The organism is Pseudoduganella chitinolytica (assembly GCF_029028125.1).
Classification (GTDB): domain Bacteria; phylum Pseudomonadota; class Gammaproteobacteria; order Burkholderiales; family Burkholderiaceae_D; genus Rugamonas; species Rugamonas chitinolytica.
The window spans coordinates 1,898,365-1,923,338 of record NZ_CP119083.1; the positions used below are offsets into that span (position 1 = coordinate 1,898,365).

At 66.7% G+C, this 24,974-nt stretch carries 20 protein-coding genes and 1 pseudogene; 7 read left to right on the forward strand and 14 right to left on the reverse strand.

The features are described 5' to 3' along the window. Window positions 1-76 precede the first annotated feature (76 nt). Together mfd and serB are read left to right on the forward strand one after the other, a co-directional pair. Entirely contained in the window at window positions 77-3,514 is a 3,438-nt protein-coding gene (mfd, locus tag PX653_RS08280) for a transcription-repair coupling factor (RefSeq protein ID WP_277417418.1), read from the forward strand. Between the two features lie 42 nt (window positions 3,515-3,556). Then, a complete protein-coding gene (serB, locus tag PX653_RS08285; RefSeq protein WP_277417419.1) occupies window positions 3,557-4,399 on the forward strand; it encodes a phosphoserine phosphatase SerB in 843 nt (280 codons plus the stop codon). Between the two features lie 105 nt (window positions 4,400-4,504). Here the strand turns inward: serB and PX653_RS08290 are convergent, their stop codons facing one another. Continuing rightward, on the reverse strand, window positions 4,505-5,005 hold the full coding sequence (locus PX653_RS08290) for a TspO/MBR family protein (protein WP_277417420.1): 501 nt from the start codon (window positions 5,003-5,005) through the stop codon (window positions 4,505-4,507). Between the two features lie 115 nt (window positions 5,006-5,120). Here PX653_RS08290 and PX653_RS08295 point away from each other — a divergent pair, with 115 nt between their 5' ends. The 3 genes from PX653_RS08295 (at window position 5,121) to PX653_RS08305 (ending at window position 6,189) form a co-directional block, all read left to right on the forward strand. Continuing rightward, the gene (locus PX653_RS08295) at window positions 5,121-5,504 is read left to right on the forward strand and encodes a c-type cytochrome (RefSeq protein WP_277417421.1); all 384 of its coding nucleotides are present in this window, start codon (window positions 5,121-5,123) and stop codon (window positions 5,502-5,504) included. A gap of 17 nt (window positions 5,505-5,521) precedes the next feature. After that, window positions 5,522-5,758: a hypothetical protein gene (locus PX653_RS08300; protein ID WP_277417422.1), complete on the forward strand. Its 237-nt coding sequence runs from the start codon at window positions 5,522-5,524 to the stop codon at window positions 5,756-5,758. Window positions 5,759-5,832: 74 nt separating this feature from the next. After that, window positions 5,833-6,189 carry a DUF4870 family protein gene (locus tag PX653_RS08305; RefSeq protein WP_277417423.1) on the forward strand — a complete coding sequence of 119 codons (357 nt, stop codon included), beginning with the start codon at window positions 5,833-5,835 and terminating at the stop codon, window positions 6,187-6,189. A 209-nt stretch (window positions 6,190-6,398) separates the two neighbouring features. Here PX653_RS08305 and PX653_RS08310 read toward each other — a convergent pair whose 3' ends face one another. The 11 genes and pseudogenes from PX653_RS08310 to phaC form a co-directional block, all read right to left on the reverse strand. Next, the gene (locus PX653_RS08310) at window positions 6,399-7,772 is read right to left on the reverse strand and encodes a hypothetical protein (protein ID WP_277417424.1); all 1,374 of its coding nucleotides are present in this window, start codon (window positions 7,770-7,772) and stop codon (window positions 6,399-6,401) included. Between the two features lie 152 nt (window positions 7,773-7,924). After that, window positions 7,925-9,097, reverse strand: a complete 1,173-nt coding sequence (locus PX653_RS08315) for a cystathionine beta-lyase (protein ID WP_277417425.1) — start codon at window positions 9,095-9,097, stop codon at window positions 7,925-7,927. A gap of 179 nt (window positions 9,098-9,276) precedes the next feature. Continuing rightward, a pseudogene (gene rimO / locus PX653_RS08320) lies at window positions 9,277-10,685 on the reverse strand (30S ribosomal protein S12 methylthiotransferase RimO). A 221-nt stretch (window positions 10,686-10,906) separates the two neighbouring features. After that, window positions 10,907-13,327, reverse strand: coding sequence for a TonB-dependent receptor (locus PX653_RS08325; RefSeq protein WP_277417426.1), 2,421 nt, complete (start codon window positions 13,325-13,327; stop codon window positions 10,907-10,909). Between the two features lie 82 nt (window positions 13,328-13,409). Beyond that, the gene (locus PX653_RS08330) at window positions 13,410-14,480 is read right to left on the reverse strand and encodes an ABC transporter ATP-binding protein (RefSeq protein ID WP_277417427.1); all 1,071 of its coding nucleotides are present in this window, start codon (window positions 14,478-14,480) and stop codon (window positions 13,410-13,412) included. A gap of 18 nt (window positions 14,481-14,498) precedes the next feature. Beyond that, window positions 14,499-15,389: a carbohydrate ABC transporter permease gene (locus PX653_RS08335; protein ID WP_371876470.1), complete on the reverse strand. Its 891-nt coding sequence runs from the start codon at window positions 15,387-15,389 to the stop codon at window positions 14,499-14,501. A gap of 11 nt (window positions 15,390-15,400) precedes the next feature. Then, a complete protein-coding gene (locus tag PX653_RS08340) occupies window positions 15,401-16,234 on the reverse strand; it encodes a carbohydrate ABC transporter permease (protein WP_277418543.1) in 834 nt (277 codons plus the stop codon). A 71-nt stretch (window positions 16,235-16,305) separates the two neighbouring features. Next, window positions 16,306-17,577 carry an ABC transporter substrate-binding protein gene (locus tag PX653_RS08345; protein ID WP_277417429.1) on the reverse strand — a complete coding sequence of 424 codons (1,272 nt, stop codon included), beginning with the start codon at window positions 17,575-17,577 and terminating at the stop codon, window positions 16,306-16,308. A 65-nt stretch (window positions 17,578-17,642) separates the two neighbouring features. Further along, window positions 17,643-19,055 carry a GH1 family beta-glucosidase gene (locus tag PX653_RS08350; RefSeq protein ID WP_371876433.1) on the reverse strand — a complete coding sequence of 471 codons (1,413 nt, stop codon included), beginning with the start codon at window positions 19,053-19,055 and terminating at the stop codon, window positions 17,643-17,645. Window positions 19,056-19,311: 256 nt separating this feature from the next. Next, a complete protein-coding gene (gene phaR, locus PX653_RS08355) occupies window positions 19,312-19,878 on the reverse strand; it encodes a polyhydroxyalkanoate synthesis repressor PhaR (protein WP_277417431.1) in 567 nt (188 codons plus the stop codon). A gap of 253 nt (window positions 19,879-20,131) precedes the next feature. Beyond that, window positions 20,132-21,862 carry a class I poly(R)-hydroxyalkanoic acid synthase gene (phaC, locus tag PX653_RS08360; RefSeq protein WP_277417432.1) on the reverse strand — a complete coding sequence of 577 codons (1,731 nt, stop codon included), beginning with the start codon at window positions 21,860-21,862 and terminating at the stop codon, window positions 20,132-20,134. Here phaC and PX653_RS08365 point away from each other — a divergent pair. Continuing rightward, the gene (locus tag PX653_RS08365) at window positions 21,855-22,121 is read left to right on the forward strand and encodes a hypothetical protein (RefSeq protein ID WP_307731047.1); all 267 of its coding nucleotides are present in this window, start codon (window positions 21,855-21,857) and stop codon (window positions 22,119-22,121) included. The two genes, phaC and PX653_RS08365, sit on opposite strands and share 8 nt — an antisense overlap. Before the next feature lie 13 nt (window positions 22,122-22,134). Here PX653_RS08365 and pgeF read toward each other — a convergent pair whose 3' ends face one another. After that, a complete protein-coding gene (gene pgeF / locus PX653_RS08370) occupies window positions 22,135-22,932 on the reverse strand; it encodes a peptidoglycan editing factor PgeF (RefSeq protein ID WP_277417433.1) in 798 nt (265 codons plus the stop codon). Beyond that, complete coding sequence (locus PX653_RS08375) at window positions 22,929-24,038, reverse strand: RluA family pseudouridine synthase (RefSeq protein WP_371876434.1); 1,110 nt, start codon at window positions 24,036-24,038, stop codon at window positions 22,929-22,931. The genes pgeF and PX653_RS08375 overlap by 4 nt, the downstream gene beginning before the upstream one ends. 66 nt (window positions 24,039-24,104) lie before the next feature. Here PX653_RS08375 and PX653_RS08380 point away from each other — a divergent pair, with 66 nt between their 5' ends. Continuing rightward, window positions 24,105-24,908, forward strand: a complete 804-nt coding sequence (locus tag PX653_RS08380) for an outer membrane protein assembly factor BamD (protein WP_277417434.1) — start codon at window positions 24,105-24,107, stop codon at window positions 24,906-24,908. Window positions 24,909-24,974: the final 66 nt, after the last annotated feature.

Below are 24,974 nucleotides of genomic sequence, written 5' to 3' on the forward strand. Positions count from 1 at the left end.
GACGACGACCGCCGGGCCCGGCCCCCAAGAGGGAAATCGCCCGGTCCCTAGCCCTTTCGTCTGCCGCCTCGCCTGCATGCCTTTCGACCTGAACAAAGCCCTCCCCAAGCCCGGCAACCGTTTCGTGCTGCCGGCGTTGTATGGTTCCGCCGACGCCTGGGCGCTGGCCCAGGCCGCGCTGGCGTTGAAGAGCCGGGGCCAGATGCTGGCCGTGATCGTGGCCCAGGCCAGCGACGGCCAACGCCTGCTGGCCGAGATCCCCTGGTTCGCGGCGAACCTGCGCTGCCACCTGCTGCCGGACTGGGAAACGCTGCCGTACGACGCGTTCTCGCCGCACCAGGATCTGGTGTCGGAGCGCCTGGCCACCCTGCATGAAATCCGCAGCGGCCAGTGCGACGTGATGATCGTGCCCGCCACCACGGCGCTGGTGCGCATGGCGCCGCCCTCGTTCCTGGCCGCCTACACGTTCTTCTTCAAGCAAGGCGAAGCGCTGGACGAGGCGGCGCTGAAGTCGCAATTGACCCTGGCCGGCTATACCCACGTGACGCAGGTGATGTCGCCCGGCGAATACTCCGTGCGCGGCGGCCTGATCGACCTGTTCCCGATGGGTTCCGCGCTGCCGTACCGCCTCGACCTGTTCGGCGACACGATCGAATCGATCCGCACGTTCGATGCCGACACCCAGCGTTCGCTGTACCCCGTCAAGGAAGTGCGCCTGCTGCCGGGGCGCGAGTTCCCGATGGACGAGGCGGCGCGCACGACGTTCCGCAGCCGCTGGCGCGAGACGTTCGAGGGCGATCCGTCGCGCGCCGTGGTGTACAAGGACATCAGCAGCGGCATCGCGTCGGCCGGCATCGAGTACTACCTGCCGCTGTTCTTCGACGACACCGCGACGCTGTTCGACTACCTGCCCGAAGGCGCCGCGCTGGCGCTGGTGGGCGACATCGACGGGGCCATCCGCCGCTTCTGGGCCGACACGGAGTCGCGCTACAAGTTCCTGAAGTCCGACCGCGAACGGCCGCTGCTGCCGCCCGAATCGATTTTCCTGCGCGACGAGGCATTCTTCACGTGCGCCAAGCACCATGCCCGCGTGGCCATTGGCCGCGATACGGATGGCGCGCCGTCCGAGCTGTCCGCGCCGATTCCCAACGTGGCCGTCAACCGCCACCTGGACGACCCGCTCATCAACCTGCGTGCCTACCTGCAGCAGACGGGCCGGCGCGTGATGATGTGCGCCGACTCGAACGGCCGGCGCGAGACCTTGCAGCAGTACTTCGCCGAGTTCGGCCTGCAGCCCGCGCTGGTGGAAGGCTACGAAGGCTTCCTGGCGTCCGAGGCGCCGTTCGCGCTGGGTGTCGCGCCCCTGCAGCAGGGCTTCGAACTCGCGCTGGACCAGCCGCTGGCGTTCATCACGGAGACCGAGCTGTACGCGGGCTCCGGCCGCCGCGTCGGCAAGAAGAAGCAGGAGGCGGTGACGCAGGTCGAGTCGATGGTGCGCGACCTGTCGGAGCTGAAGATCGGCGACCCGGTCGTGCACATCAACCATGGCATCGGCCGCTACATGGGCCTCGTCAGCATGGACCTGGGCGAAGGCGAGACCGAGTTCCTGCACCTGGAGTACGCCAAGGACACCAAGCTGTACGTGCCGGTGTCGCAGCTGCACGTGATCTCGCGCTACTCCGGCGGCGCGCCCGAGGATGCGCCGCTGCACGCGCTGGGCTCGGGCCAGTGGGAGAAGGCCAAGAAGAAGGCGGCCGAACAAGTGCGCGACACGGCGGCCGAGCTCCTGAACCTGTATGCCCGCCGTGCGGCGCGCCAGGGCCACGCGTTCGAATACTCGTCGCACGACTACGAGCGCTTCGCCGAGAGCTTCGGCTTCGACGAGACGCCGGACCAGGCCGCGGCCATCCTGAACGTCATCAAGGACATGACGTCGGGTAAGCCGATGGACCGGCTGGTGTGCGGCGACGTCGGCTTCGGCAAGACCGAAGTGGCGCTGCGCGCCGCCTTCATCGCCGTCATGGGCGGCAAGCAGGTCGCGATCCTGGCCCCCACCACCCTGTTGGCCGAGCAGCATGCGCAGACGTTCGCCGACCGCTTCGCCGACTGGCCCGTGAAGATCGCCGAGATGTCGCGCTTTCGCACCGGCAAGGAGATCGCCACCGCCATCAAGGGCATGGCGGACGGCACGCTCGACATCGTCATCGGCACCCATAAACTGCTGTCGGAGGACGTCAAGTTCACCCGCCTCGGCCTCGTCATCATCGACGAGGAGCACCGCTTCGGCGTGCGCCAGAAGGAAGCGCTGAAGTCGCTGCGCGCCGAGGTGGACGTGCTGACGCTGACCGCCACGCCGATCCCGCGCACGCTCGGCATGGCGCTGGAAGGCCTGCGCGACTTCTCCGTCATCGCCACCGCGCCGCAAAAGCGCCTGGCCATCAAGACGTTCGTGCGCAGCGAAGGCGAATCGATCATCCGCGAGGCCGTGCTGCGCGAACTGAAGCGCGGCGGCCAGGTGTACTTCCTGCACAACGAGGTCGAGACGATCCAGAACCGCCTGGCGCAGCTGACGGAACTGCTGCCCGAGGCGCGCATCGCCGTGGCGCACGGCCAGATGCACGAGCGCGACCTGGAGAAGGTCATGCGCGACTTCGTGGCGCAGCGCTACAACATCCTGTTGTGCACGACGATCATCGAGACCGGCATCGACGTGCCGACGGCGAACACCATCATCATGCACCGGGCCGACAAGTTCGGCCTGGCCCAGCTGCACCAGCTGCGCGGGCGCGTGGGCCGCTCGCACCACCAGGCCTATGCCTACCTGCTGGTGACCGACGTGCAAAGCCTGTCGAAGCAGGCGCAGCGCCGCCTGGACGCGATCCAGCAGATGGAGGAACTGGGCAGCGGCTTCTACCTGGCCATGCACGACCTGGAGATCCGCGGCGCCGGCGAGGTGCTGGGCGAAAGCCAGTCCGGCGAGATGCTGGAAGTGGGCTTCCAGCTGTACACCGACATGCTGAACGAAGCGGTACGCTCGCTCAAGGCGGGCAAGGAGCCCGACCTGGCCGCACCGCTGTCCACTACCACGGAGATCAACCTGCACGTGCCGGCGCTGCTGCCGGCCGACTTCTGCGGCGACGTGCACGAGCGCCTGTCGATCTACAAGCGCCTTGCCAACTGCACGTCGCAGGAAGCGATCGACGGCCTGCAGGAGGAGCTGATCGACCGTTTCGGCAAGCTGCCCGATCCCGCCAAGGCGCTGATCGAGACGCACCGGCTGCGCATTGCCGCCAAGACCGTGGGAATTGTTAAAATTGACGCGCATGGCGAAGCAGCGAACCTGCAGTTCATGCCGAAACCGCCCATCGACCCGATGCGCATCATCACCCTGATCCAGAAGAACCGCCACATCAAGCTCAATGGGCAGGACAAACTGAAGATCACCGCCAGCATGCCGGACCTGCCGGCGCGCGTGGCGCAGATCAAGACCGCGATCAAACAGCTGACCGCCTGACCCAACTCACTGCCACTGATGACCCAAGCCAAAGATTTCACGATGAACCTCGTCCTGCAGGGCGAGGGCGAATGCCTGGACCGCGCCGAGCGCATCGCCGCGCTGACAGCCCCCCACAGCATCACCCGCATCTCCGCCAACGCCGTGCGCTGCGAGGGCATCGCCTTCTCGCCCGCACTGCGCCAGACGATCGAGGTGGCCGCCCACGCCGCCCAGCTGGACGCCACCTACATGATGGGCCGGCACCGCCTGGACGACTTCCGCCTGGTCGCGATGGACATGGATTCCACGCTGATCACGATCGAATGCATCGACGAGATCGCCGACATGCAGGGCCTGAAACCGCAGGTTTCGGCGATCACGGAAGCGGCCATGCGCGGCGAGCTCGATTTCGCCGAAAGCCTGCGCCGCCGCGTGGCGCTGCTCGAGGGCCTGGATGCGGGTGCGCTGCAACGCGTGTACGACGAGCGCCTGCGCCTGTCGCCGGGCGCCGAGCGGATGCTGCAGGCCGTGCAGGCGGCCGGCCTGAAGACGCTCCTGGTGTCGGGCGGTTTTACCTACTTCACGGACCGGCTGAAGAGCCAGCTCAAGCTCGACTACACGCAGGCCAACCAGCTCGAGATCGTCGACGGCAAGCTGACGGGCAAGGTGCTGGGCGGGATCGTCGACGCCGCCGCCAAGCGCGCGGCCGTCGAACACGTGTGCGCGGGCCTGGGCATCACGCCGGCCGAGGCGATCGTCATGGGCGACGGCGCCAACGACCTGGAAATGATGAGTATCGCCGGGCTGTCCGTGGCGTTCCGGGCCAAGCCGGTGGTGCGCCAGCAGGCGACCGCGGCACTCAACTTCGTGGGGCTGGACGGGATCCTGAACCTGCTGGCCTGATGAGGTCTGTCCCTGCTAGGGACTGACCATGAAGTCCAGACGCGCTTCGATAGCGCATGCACAAGTTCAGGGTCAGTCCCCTTTGGGGACAGACCCTTGGTGCCGTCACACCCCCAGCAGCTGCGGATTACGCTGCCACACGGCATACGTCAGCGCGCTGGCGAACGTGACCCAGGCCAGGTAAGGCAACAGCAGCACGCCGGCCACGCGACGGGCGCGCCAGAAGCACACCGTCGTGGCCAGCACCAGCAGCCACAGGACGATCACTTCCCCAAACGCGGCGGCGCCCAGGTGCCAGCCGAAGAACAGCCAGCTCCACAGCGCATTGGCGGCCAGCTGGACCAGATAGAGGATGAGCGTGCGCGGCGCAGTGCGCCAGCCGCGCAGCTTCCAGACCAGCCACGCGGCCACGCCCATCGCCAGGTACAGCAGCGTCCAGACGGGGCCGAACACGCCCGTGGGCGGGGCCCAGTCGGGCTTGACGAGCTGCCCGTAGAATTCCGGCGCGTCGCGCGAGGCCCAGGCGCCCAGCGCGGCGGCGATGAAGGTGACGGCCAGCCAGGCGGCCAGCGTCTTGACGTTCCAGGTGAGGCTCTTCGTGTTCATGCGGGTCTTGATCGTCGGTCAACATGCGAACCCGACTTTACCAGCGCCGGCGCCGCCGCGTCGCACGCGCGCCAGCGCGCGACCCGCGCCTGCCACAAGTGCCTATAATGACGCCATGCTCCGCCCTGCCACGTCCATCCTGCTTGCCATGTCGATCGCCCTGCCCTTACCGCTGCTTGCCGCCACGCCGCCGGGCGACCCCGCCGCCGGCGCCGGCGCATTCCGCAAGTGCGCGTCGTGCCACCAGGTCGGGCCGTCGGCCCGTGCCGTGTTCGGCCCGCACCTGAACGGCATCGTCGGACGGCGTGCCGGCGCCACGGGCGATTATGCCTATTCGCCCGCGCTGAAGCGTTCGGGCATCGTCTGGGACGAGGCCGCGCTGGCGCGCTTCCTGCGCGATCCGGACGACATGGTGCCCGGCACCAAGATGCGCTTCTGGGGCATCCGCGACGAGCGCCAGATCGCCAACCTGCTGGCCTACCTGCGCCAGTACCCTTGACTACCGAAGGAGGCCGTATGTCCACCACGATCCTGCACCGCCGCACCCGCATTGTCACGCTGGACCCGGGCGAGGAGGTCGCCGCGCTGTGCCAGCCGGACGATATCGCCATCCGGCCCGACGCCAACGGCTGGTCGGTCTGGTTTGTCGGCGACGACGGGACCCTGGACGGCTACGACGAACCTTACCCGTCGCAGAAGGAAGCGCTGTGGGCCGCCAAGGCCGCGGCGGAATATGCCTCCAGCGGCGACTGAGTTGCGAGAGCCGCGTGCAGTTCTTGGCAGAATTGCTATAGTATGGCTTTCAGTTCAACACAGAGGGAGTGCATATGGCTCAGGACATCGTATTCGACGCGCGTACCGACGGCGCCAAGAGCTGGGCGTGGTGGCTGTACCTGGCCCATGGCGTCAGCTTCATCTTCACCCTCGGCGCGTTCTCGTTCATTCCGCTGATCCTGAACTACGTCAAGCGCGGCGAGACGGCCGGCACGTTCGTCCACAGCCATCACGACTGGCAGATCCGCTCGTTCTGGTGGTACCTGATCTGGATGGTGGTCGGCGGTGCGCTGTTCATGACGATCATCGGCATCCCGCTGGCCTACCTCGTGTGGGGCGGCGCATGGCTGTGGAAAGCCTACCGCCTGATTCGCGGCTGGGTGACGCTGGGTAACAACGAGCCGATTTGAGGTTGGGGGCTTGTTCCGTCTTCGCGGGACCGACTCCTGCGCCGCCAAGTAAAGGATGCTGCCTGCGCGCTGCTCGCATGAAGTCAACCAAAAGCGGCGTGCAGGGGTCAGACCCGGCGGGTCCGACCCCAGTTCCTGGTCTCGGGCTTAGGAAGACGCCAGCGGCACGCTTTCCAGACGGCTTGCCTTGGCCCTGCCCGCATTGCCCCTCACAGCACCCGCATGAACGCCACCAGGTCCGCCTTCTCCCCATCCGTCAGCTTCGTCTCCAGCACGAGGTTGAAGAACTCCACCGTATCCTCCAAGGTCAGCAGCCGGCCGTCGTGCAGGTAGGGCGGCGATTCCTTGATGCCGCGCAGCGGGAACGTCTTGATCGGGCCGTCCCCCACCATCTTCATGCCGTTGACGACCTTGGTCTTGTAGAAGCGTTCCGTCTTCAGGTTGTGCATCAGGTTGTCCGTGTAGTACGGCGCCGCATGGCAGCTCACGCACTGGCCCTTGCCGTTGAAGACGGCCTCGCCGCGCAGCTCCTGCGGCGTCGCCTTCTTCGGATCGAGCTTGCCGTGTACATTGAGCTTGGGTGCCGGCGGGAAGTCCAGCAGCGCCTGGAACTCACCCATGAAGTGCACCTGGCTGCCCCGCTCCAGGATGTTCACGCCCTTCTTCGTCGCGATGACGGGATCGCCGTCGAAGTACGCGGCGCGCTGCTCGAATTCCGTGAAGTCCTCGACCGTCTTCAAGGCGCGCTGGGAGCCGAACAGGCGCTGCACGTTGACGCCCCGCAGCGACGGCGTGTCGATGCGGTGGCGCAGCTCCTGCGGGCGGATGTCGCCGGCCAGGTGCGTCGACGCATTGGTGTGGCCGTTGGCGTGGCAATCGAAGCACGTCACGCCCCGGCTGGGTTTGACGGAGCGGCGGTCCTCGGTCTGGTTGAACTGCTGCTGCGCGAAAGGCGTCAGCAGCAGGCGCAGGCCCTCGATCTGCTTCGGATTGAGGATGCCGTTGAATGTGTCATGGAAATTGTCGATCGTGATCAGCTTGCCCTTCGAGACGTCGCCCAGCTCGGGGTGCGTGGTCAGGAAGATCGGCGCCGGGAACTCCGGCAGCACGTGGTCCGGCAGGTCGAACGCGAGGTCGAAGCGGTTCAGGTCACGCGCCTCCTGGCGCACCACCTCGTCGATATGGAACTGCGGGAACAGCATGCCGCCTTCCGGATGGTTCGGGTGCGGCAGCGGCAGGAACCCGGCCGGGAACAGGTCGCGGTTGCGGATGTCGTCGGGACTCATGCCGGCCAGCTGCTGCCACGTGACGCCCCGCGGCAAGCGCACACGTACGCCTTCCTGCACGGGTTTGCCGCGAAACATGGTCACGCCGGGTGCCGGCCGGTTGGCCAGGTCGTAGCGCTGCGCCAGCAGTTCCTGCTGGCGTTTCATGACGATGGGGCGCGCCGCGCGCATGCGCTCGAGCGTGACGTTGAACGGTTCGGTGATGTCGACCTTGGCGTAGCTGGTCGGCTGCTGGGGCGGATCGGGGGACGCTTCGGCGCCCCTCCTGCGTCCAGACCAGTGCCGGTGACAAGACAAGCGCGATGGCGACCGCCATCCTCGAAGCGTCCATGACATCCTCCCGTTGTTGTAGGTGGGCTCAGCGATCTCCTGTTTCCATTAAAGCACCAGTGCGGCCAAAAGAACATCGGTTCGACGATTGTATTGGGCTATCGTCGCCATAGCGCAACTCAATATGCCAGTGCGGCCAGCGCCTGTTCGATGTCGGCGATCAGGTCGGCCGGGTCCTCCAGGCCCACGTTGAAGCGCACCAGCGTTCCCGCCGCGTCCCAGCCGCTGCGCATGCCTTGCATCCGGTAAGGCACGCACAGGCTGTTCGGGCCACCCCAGCTGTAGCCGATCTTGAACAGCTTCAGGCTGTCGACGAAGCGGTCGGTCTGCGCTTCGCCGTAGCGTGCATCGAACAGTACGGAGAACAGGCCGCCGGCGCCCGTGAAGTCGCGCCGCCAGGTGGCGTGGCCGGGACAGTCCTCGAAGGCCGGGTGCAGCACGCGGGCGATCTCCGGCCGCGCCTTGAGCCATGTCGCCACCGTGCGCGCGCCGGCGTCGTGCGCGTCGAAGCGCAGCTTCAATGTCGGCAGCCCGCGCATGACGAGATACGCGTCGTCCGCGCCCACGCCCAGGCCCAGGCGCATGTGCGACAGGGCCAGCTTGTCGTGCAGCGCCACGTCGCGCACGATGACGGCGCCCATCAGCACGTCCGCCCCGCCGGACTGGTACTTGGTCAGGGCCTGCACGACGATGTCGACGCCCAGCTCGAACGCGCGCAGCGCGACGCCGGCCGACCACGTGTTGTCCAGTGCGACCGGCACGCCACGGGCGCGCGCGGCGGCGCAGATCGCCGGCAGGTCGGGCACTTCCATCGTTACCGAACCGGGCGCCTCGGTCCAGACCAGCTTTGTCTCGGGCCGGATCAGCGCCGCGATGCCGGCACCGATCAACGGATCGTAGTAGCGCGCCGTGATGCCCATCGACTGCTGCAGCCAGTTGCCCAGCACGCGGCTGGGGTGGTACACGTTATCGGGCAGCAGCACGTCGTCGCCCGCTTTCAGCAGTCCCAGGTCCACCATCGTGATGGCCGACAGCCCGCTGGGCGCCAGCAGGCAGTGCGTGCCGCCCTCGATGGCGGCCAGCTTCGCTTCCAGCGTGAACGTGGTGGGCGTGCCGTGCAGCCCGTAGGTATAGCCGGTCTTGTCCTTCCAGTCGCCCGAGCGCAGCGCGGCGACGTTGTCGAACAGGACGGTGCTGGCGTGGTGGATCGCGGGCGGGAACGCGCCGAAGCCTTGCGGCGGCTCGTAGTCGTGGTGGATCAGGGTCGTTTGCAGGGTTTTGTTGGCGGTCATGGTGGGCGTGAAAAAGGCGGGCCAGATGGTCCGCCTTATTCTAACCCGTGACACAGGCACTTCATTCGAGCCGCTGGTGAAAACCGGGGACAGTCCCTTGCAGGGACAGTCCCCAATGCCTCCAGTGCTGACTCAGGCCTCGCCCTGCCTCGTGTGGCGTCGTCGTAAGCCCCCCGGGCTTACGCCTCGCCCCACAGATCATGCGCGTCGGCGCGGGTGATCTCGACGTCGAAGAACTGGCCGACGGCCAGCTTCTTGTGCGGCTCGTACGGCTTCTTGACGTAGACCACGCCGTCGATCTCGGGGCATCCGCGGCCGAGCGGCCGATGGCGCCCGATGGCGTCAGCTCGTCGATCAGCACTTTCACCGTCTTGCCGACCTTGGCCTGCAAGCGCTTCTTCGAGATCTCTTCCTGCAGCAGCATGACGCGGCCGCGGCGCTCCTCGCGCACTTCTTCCGGGACGGGGTTGGCGATCTCGTTCGCGGTCGCGCCTTCCACCGGCGAGTAGGCGAAGCAGCCCAGGCGGTCGATCTGCGCTTCCTTCAGGAAGTCCAGCAGGTATTCGAACTCGGCTTCGGTCTCGCCCGGGAAGCCGGCGATGAACGTCGAGCGGATCGTCAGGTCGGGATTCATCTGGCGCCACTTCAGGATGCGCTCCAGGTTCTTCTCGCCGGAAGCCGGACGCTTCATCCGCTTCAGCACTTCCGGGTGGGCGTGCTGCATCGGGATGTCCAGGTACGGCAGCACGTGGCCGCCGCTCATCATCGGGATGATCTCGTCCACGTGCGGGTACGGGTAGACGTAGTGCAGGCGCACCCACGCGCCGTACTGCGCGGCCAGCTGGCCCAGCGCTTCCGTCAGCTGCGTCATGTGGGTCTTGACGGGGCGGCCGTTCCAGAAGCCGGAGCGGAACTTGACGTCGATGCCGTAGGCCGACGTGTCCTGCGAGATCACCAGCAGTTCCTTGACGCCCGCCTTGAACAGGTTTTCCGCTTCCAGCATCAGTTCCGCGATGGGACGCGACACCAGGTCGCCGCGCATCGACGGGATGATGCAGAACGAGCAGCGGTGGTTGCAGCCTTCCGAGATCTTCAGGTACGCGTAATGCTTCGGCGTCAGCTTGATGCCTTGCGGCGGCAGCAGGTCGATGAACGGCTCGTGGGGCTTCGGCAGGTGCAGGTGCACGGACGCCATCACCTCGCCCACCGCGTGCGGACCGGTCACGGCCAGCACCTTCGGATGGATCTTCTGGATCAGGTCACTGCCGTCGGTATCCTTCTTGGCGCCCAGGCAGCCGGTGACGATGACCTTGCCGTTTTCCGCCAGCGCCTCGCCGATGGCGTCCAGCGATTCCTGGACGGCCGCGTCGATGAAGCCGCACGTGTTGACGATCACGAGGTCGGCGCCGTCATACGACTTGGCGGTCTCGTAGCCTTCCGCGCGCAGCTGCGTCAGGATCTGTTCGGAGTCGACCAGCGCCTTGGGGCAGCCGAGCGAGACGAAACCGACCTTCGGGGCGGGGGCGGACGAGGTGGCAGGCGCGCCGGGGGCGGGCTTGTTCAGGCGGGAGAGTGGCTGAGATTGCATGTGTGGGTAGCTAAGATGGCAACGAACGTTTGAACCAATCTGCCATTGTACCCGAAGGTGGGGTGGACGAGAAGCCGGCGGCGGCAAACAACAGCAGGGCAGCCGCAAGGGTCTGTCCCCCATGGGGACTGACCCTGAAGTTGGCCGTGGCGGCTTGCCATATGCGTGCAAACTTCGGGGTCTGTCCCTGCAGGGACAGACCCCGGTCCGCACACGTCGATTCAGAACTTCATCGACAACCGCGCCCCGAACGTGCGCGGCTGGTTGTAGTAGGCCGCCCAGATCTGCTGGTTCGGCTGGCACGGCGCGCCCACTTGCGTGCATACCTCGACCGCGTCGTGTTTCACCTCCCTGTCGGTGGCGTTGTTGACGAACAGCTCCGCCGTGTACGCCTTGTTCGCGGGTTCGTAGCGCACGCTCATGTCCAGCGTCGTATAGGCTGGCTGCTGCTTGACGCCGGGGTGGCCCGGCACGTCGCGGCTGAACGCGCCCGACGCGATGAACGACCTGGTTTCGTGGTGCGCCTGGAGTCGCGGCGTCAACCGGCCGCCCGCGACGGCGAAGTCGTATTCGCCCATCACGGTGGTGGCAAAACGCGGCGCATGCTTCAGCACCGAACCACCCACGTCTTCCGTCGGCGCCGTCGTGCCGCAGGCCTGGCCGTTGGCACGCGCGGCGTCGATGTCGCACGACAGGAAACTGTCGTAGGCCGCGCGCAGCCACGTGGCGTTGCCGCCGATGCGGGCCGCCTGGCTCGGCCGCCACGCGAATTCCGCCTCGATCCCCTTCACCGTCGCGCCGGCCGCGTTGAAGTTCTGCAGCGTGTTGTTGACGACCTGCGACTCCAGCTTGTCCTTGTATTTCATCCAGAACGCGTCCAGGTTCAATGTCAGCGTCCGGCCCAGCAGGTCGGACTTGAAGCCGATCTCGTAGCTGGTCAGCTTTTCCGGCTTCGTCGTAGCGCCGCCATCGCCGATGGCCGGCGAGTGGAAGCCCGTCGTCACGGACGCGAACGCGAGGATGTCCTTGGCCGGCTTGTACTCGACCCGGCCCAGCCACGTGGCCTGGCCGTATTCCAGGTCGGCCGTGTTGTCGCCCGGCGTGTTGCCGCAGTTCGCCACCGTGACCGGCCCGCCCGGGCCGATATTGTGGGTGTTGATCAGGCCCGTGCCCGGCGTGACCAGCTGCGCGAGCTGGTTCGGGGTCAAGACCTCGGTGCCGCGCGGCGCGTTGTCCGGCCAGTTCGGGCAGGCCCAGTTCTGGCCGCCGCGGTCGAACTTGTGGTCCTTGGTGTAGCGCGCACCGGCCGTCACCTTGGTCTGTTCGTTCAGGTCATAGCTGCCCTGCGCGAACACGGCCTTCGACTTCAGCTGGCGGTCGCCCTGGATGAACGACATCGCCGACGCATACTCGCCCACCGTCGGACGCACGAAGATGACGTTGCCGGCGGCGAGGTCCTGGCGCAGCGTGGCCTCCGAGATCTGGCTGCGGTCGATGTCGAAGCGGATGCGGTTCTTCTCGCCGAACTCGAACAGGCCCGCCACCCACTGCACGGGTCCCGTGCCGGCGGAGCGCAACTGCAGCTCGTTCGAATGGCTGTCGAACTGGCCCCACTCGGTGCGGTTTTCCGCCTTGAACCCCAGGAACATGCCGGCATCGGCATCGCTGGCGTTGCTGCGCTGCAGCCGGCTCCAGCTGCCCAGGTACTGCACGTCCAACCAGTCGGTAGCGGCCCAGTTCCACTTGGTCTTGTACGTCGCGATCGACTGGTCCAGCGCACCCGGCGTGTCGATCACGGCGCTCCAGCGGTCCTGCCCGGCCGGCGGTTCCTGCGCCAGGTAGACGTTGCCGGCACCCTTGTCCTCGTAGTAGTCGGCGATGAAGGTGGCGCGCAAGGCCGGCGTCAGCTTCCACAGCAGCGTGGCGCGCGCGCCGGCCTGGTCCTGCGCGCCGTACTTGTCCGCGCCCGGCGGCACGTTGGAGCCGCGCGCGAAGTCCACGTAGCCTTCGTGGCTGTCCTTGATCGCGGCCACGCGCAGCGCCACGTTGTCGCCGAACGGGAGGTTGATCATGCCTTGCACCTGGAGGCGATGGCGGTTCCCGGCCGTGACGCTGGCCGAGCCCATCGTCCTGGTCGTGTTGGGCGCGGCCGACACCAGGTTGACGGCGCCGGCCGTCGAGTTGCGCCCGTTCAGCGTGCCCTGCGGGCCGCGCGCAACCTCCACGTGCGCCAGGTCGTACATCAGCGCCGTCGCGCCCTGCGGCCTTGGCAGGTAGATGCCGTCCACGTAGAACGCCACCGCCGGGTCGCCCAGCTCCGTGTGGTTGGCCGAACCGACCCCGCGCAGGTAGACGTGCACGCCGCCCGAGTCGCTGTGCGGCTCCACCACCAGGCTGGGCACCAGCGCCGTGAGGGAAGCCAGGTCCTTGACCTGGTTGTTCTGCAGCGTGTCCTGGGTGAACGCGCTGACCGCCAGCGGCGTGTCCTGCACCAGCTGGTCGCGCCGGTTGGCCGTGACGACGATGCGCTCCATCGTGCCGCCCTCCGCCGGCGCCGCGGCTTGCGCCACCGCTTGCGCCGCCGCCTCGCCGCCCAGCGCCGCCAGGCACAGCGCCAGTGTCGTCTTGTTCAGTCGCTTCATCGGTGTTCCCTCCGTTGTGATTGCAGGCGCGACGGGTCCCGGCCGCAGCGCGGCCATCGCCCTCTGGGTTGGGTGCTGCGGGTCAGAGCCGCTGGGTACTGGCCTCGTCGAACAACGAAAGACGGTCGGGCCGCAGCGCGAACGCGGCGGCGCCGCCGGCTGGCGCGCCCTCGTCTTGCACGATGGCGGCGACCTGCGTGCCGTGATGGTCCAGCCACAGCACGCGGTGCGCACCCATCGCTTCGACCAGGGTCACGCTGCCGCGGCACGGGCCGTCGGCACGCACCTCGACGTCCTCCGGCCGAACGCCCAGGATGCAGCCTTGCCCTTCGGCGGGCGGCTGGCGGAACGGGTAGCCCGTGACGTCGAGCGCCAGGTGACCGTCGTCGAAAAACACGCGGCCGTCGTGGCGCAGCAGCCGCCCGCGCAACAGGTTCATGCCGGGCGCGCCCAGGAAGGTGGCCACGAACAGGTTTTCCGGGCGGCGGTAGATGGCGTCCGGCGTGTCGAACTGCTGGATCGCGCCGCCCTGCATGACGGCCATGCGGTCGGCCAGGGTCATGGCCTCGACCTGGTCGTGCGTGACGTAGATCATCGTCGCGCCCAGTTGGCGGTGCAGCAGCTTGAGTTCGCGCCGCAGTTCGGTACGCAGCTTGGCGTCCAGGTTCGACAGCGGCTCGTCGAACAGGAACACGTCCGCCTGGCGCACGATGGCGCGGCCGATGGCCACGCGCTGGCGCTGGCCGCCGGACAGCTGGCCCGGCTTGCGCCCCAGCAGCGGGCCCAGTTGCAGCATGTCGGCCGCGCGCGCCACGCGACGCGCGATCTCGTCCTTCGGCGTGCCGGCGATGCGCAGGCCGAACGACATGTTCTTCTCCACGTTCATCGTGGGGTACAACGCGTACGACTGGAACACCAGCGCGATGCCGCGGTCCTTCGGATCGGCGTACGTCATGTCGCGCCCGCCGATCTCGATGCTGCCGGCGGCCGCGTCGTTCAGGCCCGCGATACTGTGCAGCAGCGTGGACTTGCCGCAGCCCGATGGGCCCAGCAGCACAACGAACTCGCCGGCGCGCACGTCCAGGTCGAGCGCGGAGATGACGCGGTTGGCACCCAGCTGGATGCCCAGGTTGCGGATGGAGACATTGGCCATGCGTGGTTTTCCTTTTCCTTATCCCTTGACGGCGCCGGCCGCGATGCCGCGCACGAACCAGCGCCCCGACAGGAAGTACAGCGCCAGCGGCACCAGCGACGTCAGGATCGTCGCCGCCATGTTGACGTTGTACAGGCGCTCGCCCGTCGTCGTGTTGATGATGTTGTTCAGCTGGACCGTCATCGGCAAATGGTCGCTGCCGGCGAACACAAGGCCCAGCAGGAAGTCGTTCCAGATGTTCGTCACCTGCATGATGGCGGCGACGACGATGACGGGCGTGGACATCGGCAACATCAGCTCGAAGAAGATGCGCCAGAAGCCGCCGCCGTCGATGCGCGCCGCCTTGAACAGCTCCTGCGGCAGCGCCGCGTAGTAATTGCGGAACAACAGCGTCATCGTCGGCATGCCGAAGATCACGTGCACCAGCACGATGCCAGGCAAGGAGCTGTACAGCTCCACCGCGGCCAGCGCCCGCACCAGCGGGTACAGCATCACCTGGGCCGGCACGAACGCGCCCATCATCAGCAGCGCGAACAGCAGGCTGGCGCCGCGCGGCCGCCAGAACGACAGCGCGTAGCCATTGACCGCGCCGATGGCGATCGACAGCACCATGCTGGGCAAGGTGATCCACACGGAGTTCCAGAAGCCGCCGCGGATGCCCTCGCATTCCAGGCCCGTGCAGGCCGTGCGCCACGCGCTGTCCCACGGCGCCAGCGTGGGGGCCAGCGGCAGCGCGAACAGGTTGCCCAGCCGGATCTCCGCCATCGGCTTGACGGAGGTGACCAGCATGACGTACAGCGGCACCAGGAAGAACAGCGCGGCCGTGACGAGGAAGACGTACACGCCGAGGCGGGCCGGCGTCATGCCGCCGCGCTTGCGCCGCACGGGTGGCAGGGCGATATCGGCCATGGCGTCGCGCTTCATTTCAGGCCCCTTTGCACGGCCTTCGTGCGGGCGTAGTACAGCGGCGCGACAACGGCCAGCACGGTGACGAGCAGCACGATCGATGCCGCCGACGCCAGGCCGATGTTGGCGCGGCCGAACAGGTAGTCCATGATGAACTTGGCCGGCACTTCGGTGGCGGTGCCGGGGCCGCCCTGCGTCATCGCCACCACCGCGTCGAACAGCTTCACCACCATCACGGCCAGCAGCATGAAGGCCGTCGACAGCGCTGGCCACAGCATCGGCAGCACGATGCTGGCGTACACCCGCCAGGTCGGGATGCCGTCGATGCGGGCCGCCTTCCACAGCTCCTCGTCGATGCCGCGCAGGCCGGACAGCAGCAGCGCCATCACGAGACCCGAGGCCTGCCACACGGTGGCCAGCACGATGGTGTACAGCGCGTTGTCCTGGTCGACGATCCAGTCGAACGTGAAGTCCTCGAAGCCGAGCCGGCGCATGACGCGCTGGATGCCCAGCTCGGGATTGAGGATCCACTGCCACACGAGGCCCGTGGCGACGAACGACATCGCGTAGGGATACAGGAACACGGTGCGCAGCACGCCCTCCCCCATCACCTTCTGGTCGATGAAAGCGGCCAGAAGGAAGCCCACGACCAGGCACGCCAGGATGAACAGCACGCCATAGATGGCCAGGTTCTCCAGCGACAGCAGCCAGCGCGCATTGCGGAACAGCCGTTCATACTGGCCCAGGCCGACGAAGTCGCCGGTGGGGAAGATGCGCGCGCTGCTGACGGAGACGCGCGCGGTCCACAGCAAGGTGCCGACGTAGGCCACGACGACGGTCAGCGCCATCGGCAGCAGCGCAAGGTAGGCCGCCCCGCAAGCGGACCGGCGGGCAGCCCGGGAGGATGCACGGTGTCCGGTCACCACGTGTTGTCCTTCATCGCCTGGGCAAAGGCCTGCTGCGCCTGTTCCGGGGTCTGGTTGCGATTCCAGTAATTCGTCAGCACGTCCTGCATGGCGCCGTTCAGGTCCGGCTCCACCAGCATCTCCGCATTCGGCAACTGGCGCGACTTGTCCTGCATGATGGCGAGCCCCAGGCGCGCGCACATGTCCAGCTGCGACAGGTCCACGTCCGGCCGGATCGGGATCGAACCCTTGCGCGCGCTGAACGCGGCCTGCGCGCCCGGCGACGTCAGCACGGTGGCCAGCAGCTTCTGCGCCTTGACGACGTTGGGCTTGGCCGTCTTGGGGAATACGAACGCGTCGCCGGCCACGATGTAAGGCGCCTTCGGACCGAAGCCGGGGAAGCAGCCGAAGTCGCGTCCCGCCACCTGGCCGGCGGCGGAGAACTCGCCCTTGGCCCAGTCGCCCATGATCTGGATGCCGGCGCGGTTCGACACGACGAGGGCGGTTGCATCGTTCCAGTTGCGCCCCGGCGCACCCGGGTCGGTATAGGCCTTCAGCTTGCGGAACGATACCAGCACGTTGCGAAACGCGGGCGAGCGCACCGCGGCGATGTCGCGGTCGCGGTAGACCTTCAGGAACAGCTCGGGCCCGCCCACCAGCGCGAACACGGCGTCGAACACGATCTTCTCCTGCCACACCTGGCCGCCGAAGGCCAGCGGGATCAGGCCGGCCGCTTTCAGCTTGTCCAGCGTGGCGATGAATTCGTCCCAGGTACGCGGCTCGTCCTTGATCTTCGCCTGGGCAAACGCCTTCTTCGAATAGAAGAACCAGGCGGGCATGTGGATGTCCACCGGGGCGGCGTAGTAATGGCCGTCGATGCGGATGACGTCCAGGATCGTCTGTGGCAGGATGCGGTCCCAGTTGCCCTGCGCGGCCACGTCGTCCACGTTGTTGAGGAGGCCCTGGTCGACGATGTCGCGGAACTGGCGCGACGTGTTGAACTGCGCGGCCGCCGGCGCATTGCCGCCGACGATACGGTTGATCGTGGAGGCGCGCGACTGCTCGGCGCCGGCCACGGCCTGGTCGATCCACTTGCCGCCGGCACGGTTGTAGGCGTCGGCGAACTCACGGATCGCGGCCGATTCGCCGCCGGACGTCCACCAGTGCGATACCGTCGCCTTCAGCGGCTCCGCCGCCGGTGCCGCCGTGGCTGCGCCCGCACCGGCGCCCGCCAGCACCAGGACACCCGCAACGAGCGCCCTGGCCCCCTTCTTGGCCTTGTTCATATTGTCTCCTGGCGCCTGTGGCGCTGTTTTTATAGTGGGTTGCCTATCATAAGTGATGCCACGGCTCAGCTGGGAGAGCGCCGCCGCGCCAGGAACTCGCGCAACAGTTCCGCGCTGCGCTTGGGCGTGCGCCGCTGCGTCGCGTAGTCGACGTGGACGATGCCGAAGCGGCGCTCGTAGCCGAAGGCCCACTCGAAATTGTCCAGCAGCGACCAGACGTAGTAGCCGCGCACGTCCACGCCCGCCTTCACCGCTTCGTCCACCGCCGCCAGGTGGCGTTCCAGGAAGGCGATGCGCTGGCGGTCGACGACCGCACCGTCCACCACGCGGTCGTCGCTGGCCATGCCGTTTTCCGTGATGTAGATGGGCGGCAGGTTGTCGTAGCGCCGGTGGAAGCCGGTCAGCAGGTCGCGCAGGCCGTCGGGATGCACCTCCCAGCCCATCTGGGTGCGCTCGACGCCTGGCAACGGCACCTCGACATAGCCGCCATTGCCGTCCGCGCGCACATTGGTGCGGAAGTAGTAGTTGATACCCAGGAAGTCGAGGGGCGTGCCGATGGTTTCCAGGTCGCCGTCCTGGACGGGCGGGCGTGCCGCCGGCCATAGCTCGTCGTGCAGCCGGGGCGGATACTGCCCGCGCAGCAGCGGATCGAGCACCCAGTCATTGTGCTGCAGCTCGAACAGTTCGGCGGCGCGCGCGTCGTCCGGCGTCGTGCCGTCCGTCGTGCCGCGGCCCACGTTGACGACGATGCCCTTGCGCGATGCCGGGTCGTTGCGGCGCAGCGTCGCCAGCGCCAGCCCGTGCCCCAGCAGCAGGTGGTGCATGGCCTGGTTGGCCGCCAGCAGGTCGGCCTGGCCGGGCGCGTGGTGGCCGGTGCCATAGCCCAGCATCGCCGAGCACCATGGTTCGTTCAGCGTGGACCAGAAGTCCACCAGGCCCGCCAACTCGCGGCTCACCAGGTCCGCGTACTCGGCGAAGCGGTAGGCCGTGGCGCGGTTGCGCCAGCCGCCGGCATCCTCAAGGTGCTGCGGCAGGTCCCAGTGGTACAGCGTGACCGAGGTGCGGATGCCCTTCTCCTTCAGGCGCCGCAACAGCTTGCGGTAGAACGCCAGGCCCTTCTCGTTCGGCCGGCCGGCGGCGTCCACCACGCGCGGCCATGCGATCGACAGGCGGTAGGCGTCCACGTGCAGGCCGGCGAGCAGCTCGACGTCCTCTTCCCAGCGGAGGTAGTGATCGCAGGCGACGGCACCGGTGTCGCCGTGCAGCACCTTGCCGGGCGTGGCGGAAAACGTGTCCCAGATCGATGGCAGGCGGCCGTCTTCCGTCGCCGCGCCCTCGATCTGGTAGGCCGCGGTGGCGACGCCCAGCAGGAAGTCGGGCCGGCGCACGACGGCGTCCGCAGGGGGATCGAAGGTGCTGCCTGGGTCGTTTGCTGCCACGTCGTCTCCTTCTGGTTGGCGGAGTGGAAACGATTCCATCTCCATATAAAGATAGTAACAGTGGCTAAAATGTCAGGTCAACAAATTATTGGTGGGTGTGGTGACGGTTCCACTGGCTAGCGCTCATGCGAGCGTCGTGGGACACGGCCGTGGTGGGAAACCGGGTCAGCCCCTGGAGGGACTGACCCCACGGCGCTGCGGGCTCAGTCGAGAAACTTCGGGGTCAGTCCCGTAGGGACAGACCCCGACAGCCCAGGCCCAAAAAAACCGGCGCGGGGCCGGTTTGCCGGGTGCCTTACTTCTTTTCCGGCGGCGTTGTCGTGGGCGGGACCGCGAACGGGAAGGCGCCGAACAGGCTCAGGCTCTGGTTCTGCATCTGCTCCTGCATCTGCACGAACAGGTTCTTGCTCTGGTCAATGTAGTTGTTCATCATCCCCTGCATGATCGGGGCCTGCACGTTCATGAACTGGGTCCACATTTCGGGGCTGAACGTCTTGCCGTCGAAATTGGCCGCACTGGCCGTCAGGCGGCGCTGGATGTCGGTAAATGCCTGGATGTTCTTTTCCAGGTAGGAGCCCATCATGCCCTGCATCGCGTGGCCGTAGTAGCGAATGATCTGCGCCAGCACGTCGGTGGAGAACATCGGCACGCCGCTGGCTTCCTCCTCCAGAATGATCTGCAGCAGGATGCTGCGGGTCAGGTCTTCGTTGGACTTCGCATCGACCACGGTGAACGGATCGGCATCCAGCACAAGCTGCTTGACGTCGGTCAGCGTGATATAGGAACTGGTCTGGGTATCGTAAAGACGGCGGTTCGGATACTTCTTGATCAAGCGTTCAGCACTTTTTTTTGCACTACTCATCACAAGTCCACTCATCCACTGATGCGGCGCTGGTGGCGCGCACCTGGTTAAAACAGCTGAAACTGCATGAAAGAAGCGAGCTGCGAAAGCGTATCGCGGTGCGCTTTCCCCAAGCCCGGTCGCCCTATTATAGAGTGAAAAAAACCACAAATGGTGGCGGCGGGATAAGATTTTGCCCTGTCCCGCCTATTTCCGGCACTAATCGGTCTTTATTACAACGCAACTAACACGCGACGGGCCGACCCGTCGGGTGTCACTCCGCCTTCTGCTTGACGTAGCGCCCGGGGGCCGGCTCGATCGGCTTGTATTTGGCATTGCCCAGCTTGGCCGGCGCCTTGACGTCCTTGCCGCCGTGTTCGGCCAGGAACGCGGCCCACTCGGGCCACCAGCTGCCGGGATGTTCGGTGGCGCCGGCCAGCCACGCATCCGCCGGCGCGGTGGCGTCGTCGTTGAGCCAGTAGCTGCGCTTCTTCTTCGCTGGCGAATTGATGACGCCGGCGATGTGGCCGGAGGCGCCAAGCACGAAGCGGTTGCGTTCGCGCCGGCCCGGATTGAGCACCAGGGTCGAGCCGTACGCCGATTGCCACGGCACGATATGGTCCTCGCGCGACGCGTAGACGAAGACCGGCGCATCGATCGTGCCCAGGTCCACGGGCACGCCCGCGACCGTCAGCTTGCCCGGCACCTTCAGGCTGTTTTCCAGGTACGTGTTGCGCAGGTACCAGCAGAACATGGGACCCGGCAGGTTGGTCGAATCGGCGTTCCAGTACAACAAGTCGAACGGCGGCGGCTCGTTGCCCTTCAGGTAGTTCGACTGCACGTAGTTCCACACCAGGTCGTTCGGGCGCAGGCTCGAGAACGTGCTGGCCAGGTCGCGCCCCGCCATCAGGCCACCGCGGGCCAGCGTCTGTTCGCGCAGCTTGACCTGCGTTTCGTCGACGAAGACGGACAGCACGCCCGTGTCGGAGAAATCCAGGAACGTCGTCAGCAAGGTCACGCTGGCGGCCGGCTGCTCGCCGCGCGCCGCCAGTACCGCCAGCGCGGTGGCCAGCAGCGTGCCGCCGACGCAGAAGCCCAGCGTGTTCAGCTTGTCCTCGCGGGAGATATCCTGCGTCACGCGCAGGGCCTCGATGACGCCCTGCTCCACGTAGTCGTCCCAGCCCGTCTGCGCCAGCGACTGGTCGGCATTGCGCCAGGAGACGAGGAACACGGTGTTGCCCTGCTCGACGGCATAGCGCACCAGCGAGTTGTCGGGCTGCAGGTCCAGGATGTAGTATTTGTTGATGCACGGCGGCACCATCAACAGCGGGCGCTGGTGCACGGTCGGAGTCTGCGGCTTGTACTGCAGCAGCTGGAACAGCGCGTTCTCGTACACCACTTGGCCTTCGGTCGTGGCCAGGTTGCGGCCCACCTCGAACGCCTTTTCGTCGGACTGGGAGATATGGCCGCGGCGCATGTCCTCCAGCATATTGGCCAGGCCCTTGGTCAGGCTCTCGCCCTTCGTCTCGATCAGCTTCTGCTGCGCTTCCGGGTTGGTCGCGAGGAAGTTGGCGGGTGACATGGCCTCGACCACCTGCTGCACGGCGAAGCGGATCTTCTGTTTCTGGTGCGCCGACGCGTCGACGGCATCGGCCATCGCGATCAGGAACTTGGCATTGAGCAGGTAGGCTGCGGCGTTGAACGCCGTAACGGGATTGGACGTCCACGCCGGCGCGGCGAAACGCTTGTCTTTCAACTGCGGGGTGCGGCCGGCAAGGAATTCCTGCCACAGCGCGCCGAATTCGGCGATATAGTCGTTCTTCAGGGTGTCCAGCACGTCGGGCCGCACGCCGGCGCCCGCATCGCGCAGCAGCGCGGCGCCGGGCAGCGCGTCCATGTCGGGCATCATGCGGAACCACGACTGCCACTGGTTCGGATCGCTGATCTGGGACATCCATGCGGTAGCGATCGCTTGCGGGTCGGGCATAAGGTCAGGCTTGTTCATTGGTGCATTCCATTTAGAATTGATCTTTGTTACCGAAGACTTACTAAAACCGATGCTGATAGTCGCGCTTGCCTGGATCTATGTCGTGCTGCTGATGGCGCTGACGGAACCTACCTTCGTGGCGGGGATGATGACATTCCTGTTCTACTGTGCCCTGCCACTGGGCATTCTATTCTATTTGACAGGAGGCAAGCGGCGCAAACGGCGGCGTGCCGAGGCTGCCGCGCGCGCCGCGCGCGACAAGGAACCGCCGGCGTGACGCTGCCGTCCCGTCACCTGATCCAGATGAGACTGGCCTGGCGGCCCGTGATGCCGTCGCGGCGATAGGAATAGAAGCGCCCGGAGTTCGACACGGTGCAGAAGTCGCCGCCCGCGATCCGGTGCACGCCCACGCGCGCCAGCGCGATGCGGGCCAGCGCATACAGGTTGCACAGGTATTTGCCGGGCCGCTCGGCGACGGGTATGAAGGCGGCGCGCACCAGGTCGACGTTCTGGTCCGCCCGCGCCAGGAACGCCTCCAGCACTTCCGGCCCCACTTCGAACTTGGCCGGGCCGATGGCCGCGCCCAGCCAGGCGTGCAGCTCGCCGGCGCCCGCCCTGCGCATCGCCGCCACCGCCTGCTCCAGCACGCCGTCGGCCAGGCCGCGCCAACCCGCGTGCACGGCCCCGACCGTCGTGCCGGCCGCATCGCACAGCAGGACCGGCAGGCAGTCGGCCGTCAGGATGGCGCAGACGACGCCGCGCTCGCGCGTGAAACTGGCATCGGCCGCGGGCGTGACGCCGGCCAGGGTATCGACCATGCCCGCGTCGACAACGGCCGTGCCGTGCACCTGCGCCAGCCATGCCGGCTCGGCCGGCAGCTCGGCGCGCACGATGTCGCGGTTGCGCTCGACACAGCGAGGCGCGTCGCCCACGTGGGTGCCGAGGTTCAGGCCGCCCTTGCCCTGCCCGTCGTCATACGGCGGCGGGCTGACGCCTCCGCGCCGCGTCGTGCACAGCACGCCGACCGAGGCCGGCAGGTCTGGCCAGTCCGGCACCAGCCATTGCGGCGCGTTGGAAGCTGTGCTCATTCGTCCTCGTCGTCGAAGTCGTCTTCGTCGGCATAGTCCTCGCCGATCACTGTCTCGGGCGGTTCCTCGATGCCCGCCTCGTCCAGCAGCGCGCGGAAGTCGTCCGCCAGCGGCACGATCCATTCGCAGGCCTCGCCGGTGGCCGGATGCACGAGGCCCAGGCGGCGTGCCTGCAGGGCCTGGCGGTGGAACACGCCCGTCAGGTGCGGCTTGCCATATACGTAGTCGCCCACCAGCGGGAAGCCCAGGTGCGCCATGTGCACGCGGATCTGGTGCGTGCGGCCCGTCTCCAGGCGGCATTGCACGAGGGTGACGGGTCGACGGTCCAGCTCGCCCGACTCCAGCCGCTGGTAGTGCGTGATGGCGGGTTTCGATCCCAGGCTGGTCGAGACGGCCATCTTGACACGGTCCTTCTGGTGCCGGCCCATCGATGCGTCGATGGTGCCGGACAGGCGCGGCGTGCCCCATACCAGCGCCCAGTACTCGCGCTTGACGGTACGGGCCTGCAGCTGGCGCACCAGGTCGGTCTGCGTGGGCAGGTCCTTGCCGATCACCATCAGGCCGCTGGTATCCTTGTCCAGGCGGTGGACGATGCCGGCGCGCGGCACGCCGCCCAGTTGCGGCCAGCGGTGCAGCAGGCCGTTCAGCAAGGTGCCGGACCAGTTGCCGGCGCCCGGATGCACGACGAGGCCGGCCGGCTTGTTCACGACGATCAGGTGGTCGTCCTCGTAGACGACGTTCAGGGCGATCTCTTCCGGCGCGAAGGCCACGTCCTCCGGTGCCGCCTGCGGCAGCACGACGACTTTTTCGTCACCGTACACGGTGGCGCGCACCTTGGCGGGCTTGCCGTCGACGGTGACGAAGCCCTCCTCGATCCAGCTTTGCAGCCGGCCGCGCGAAAACTGCGGCACGAGTTTGGCGATCACCTTGTCGAGCCGTTCGCCGCACGCCTCGGGGGTCAGCTGCAGCTCGATCGGCGCCAGCGGCTCGGCAAAGCCCGGCACGGTGGCGCCGGGGAACTCGCCGTCAAAATCGGCGTCAACATCGTTATCGAGCAGTGGATCGGGCAATTGTTCGGCCGCATCCGGCACATGGTTCAAGTTCACAGCATTCCCATCGGCTATAATCAGCCTAGTGTAGTATCTTGTTAAAACGTCTTCTTGCACGAGAACATGCAAAAAAAAATCAAGGTGGTGGCAGCAACGGTAGCACTGCTCAGTTTGTCGGCCTGCGGCCTGCTGCCTGAACAGTCCGACGAGACCAAAGGCTGGTCCGCAACGAAATTATACTCGGAGGCCAAGGAAGAAATGGCCGGCCAGCACTACGAGCGTGCAATCCAGCTGTACGAGAAGCTCGAAGCCAGCTATCCGTTCGGCGTGTACGCCCAGCAGGCGCAGATGGAAGTGGCCTATGCCTACTACAAGGCACAGGACCAGGCCCAGGCGCTGGCGGCCGTGGAGCGCTTCATCAAGCTGCACCCGAACCATCCGAATGTCGACTACATGTACTACCTGCGCGGCCTGGTCAATTTCAATGACCAGCTGAGCCTGTTGAACTTCGTCTACGAGCAGGATCCCGCCGAGCGCGACCCGAAAGCCACGCGCGAAGCGTTTGCCGCCTTCAAGGCACTGGTCGACAAATTCCCGAACAGCAAGTACACGCCGGACGCCGTCGACAGGATGAAGTACCTGATCAACGCGATGGCGAAGTACGAAGTGTACGTGGCGCGCTATTACTACCGCCGCGGCGCCTACCTCGCCGCCGCCAACCGCGCACAGGAAGCCGTGCGCGACTACCGCGATTCGCCGTCGGTCGAGGAAGCGCTGTGGATCATGGCGCGCAGCTATGACAAGCTGGGCAACACCACGCTGCGCGACGACACGATGCGCGTGTTCAAGCTGAACTTCCCGAATTCGAAGTTCCTCGAGGAAGGCGCGCCGAAGCAGGAGCGCAAGTGGTGGAAGTTCTGGAGCTGAACTGGATTTGGGGGCTGTCCCCACCGGGGACTGACCCCGGTTTCATTCGGTAACGTTTGCGCCGCG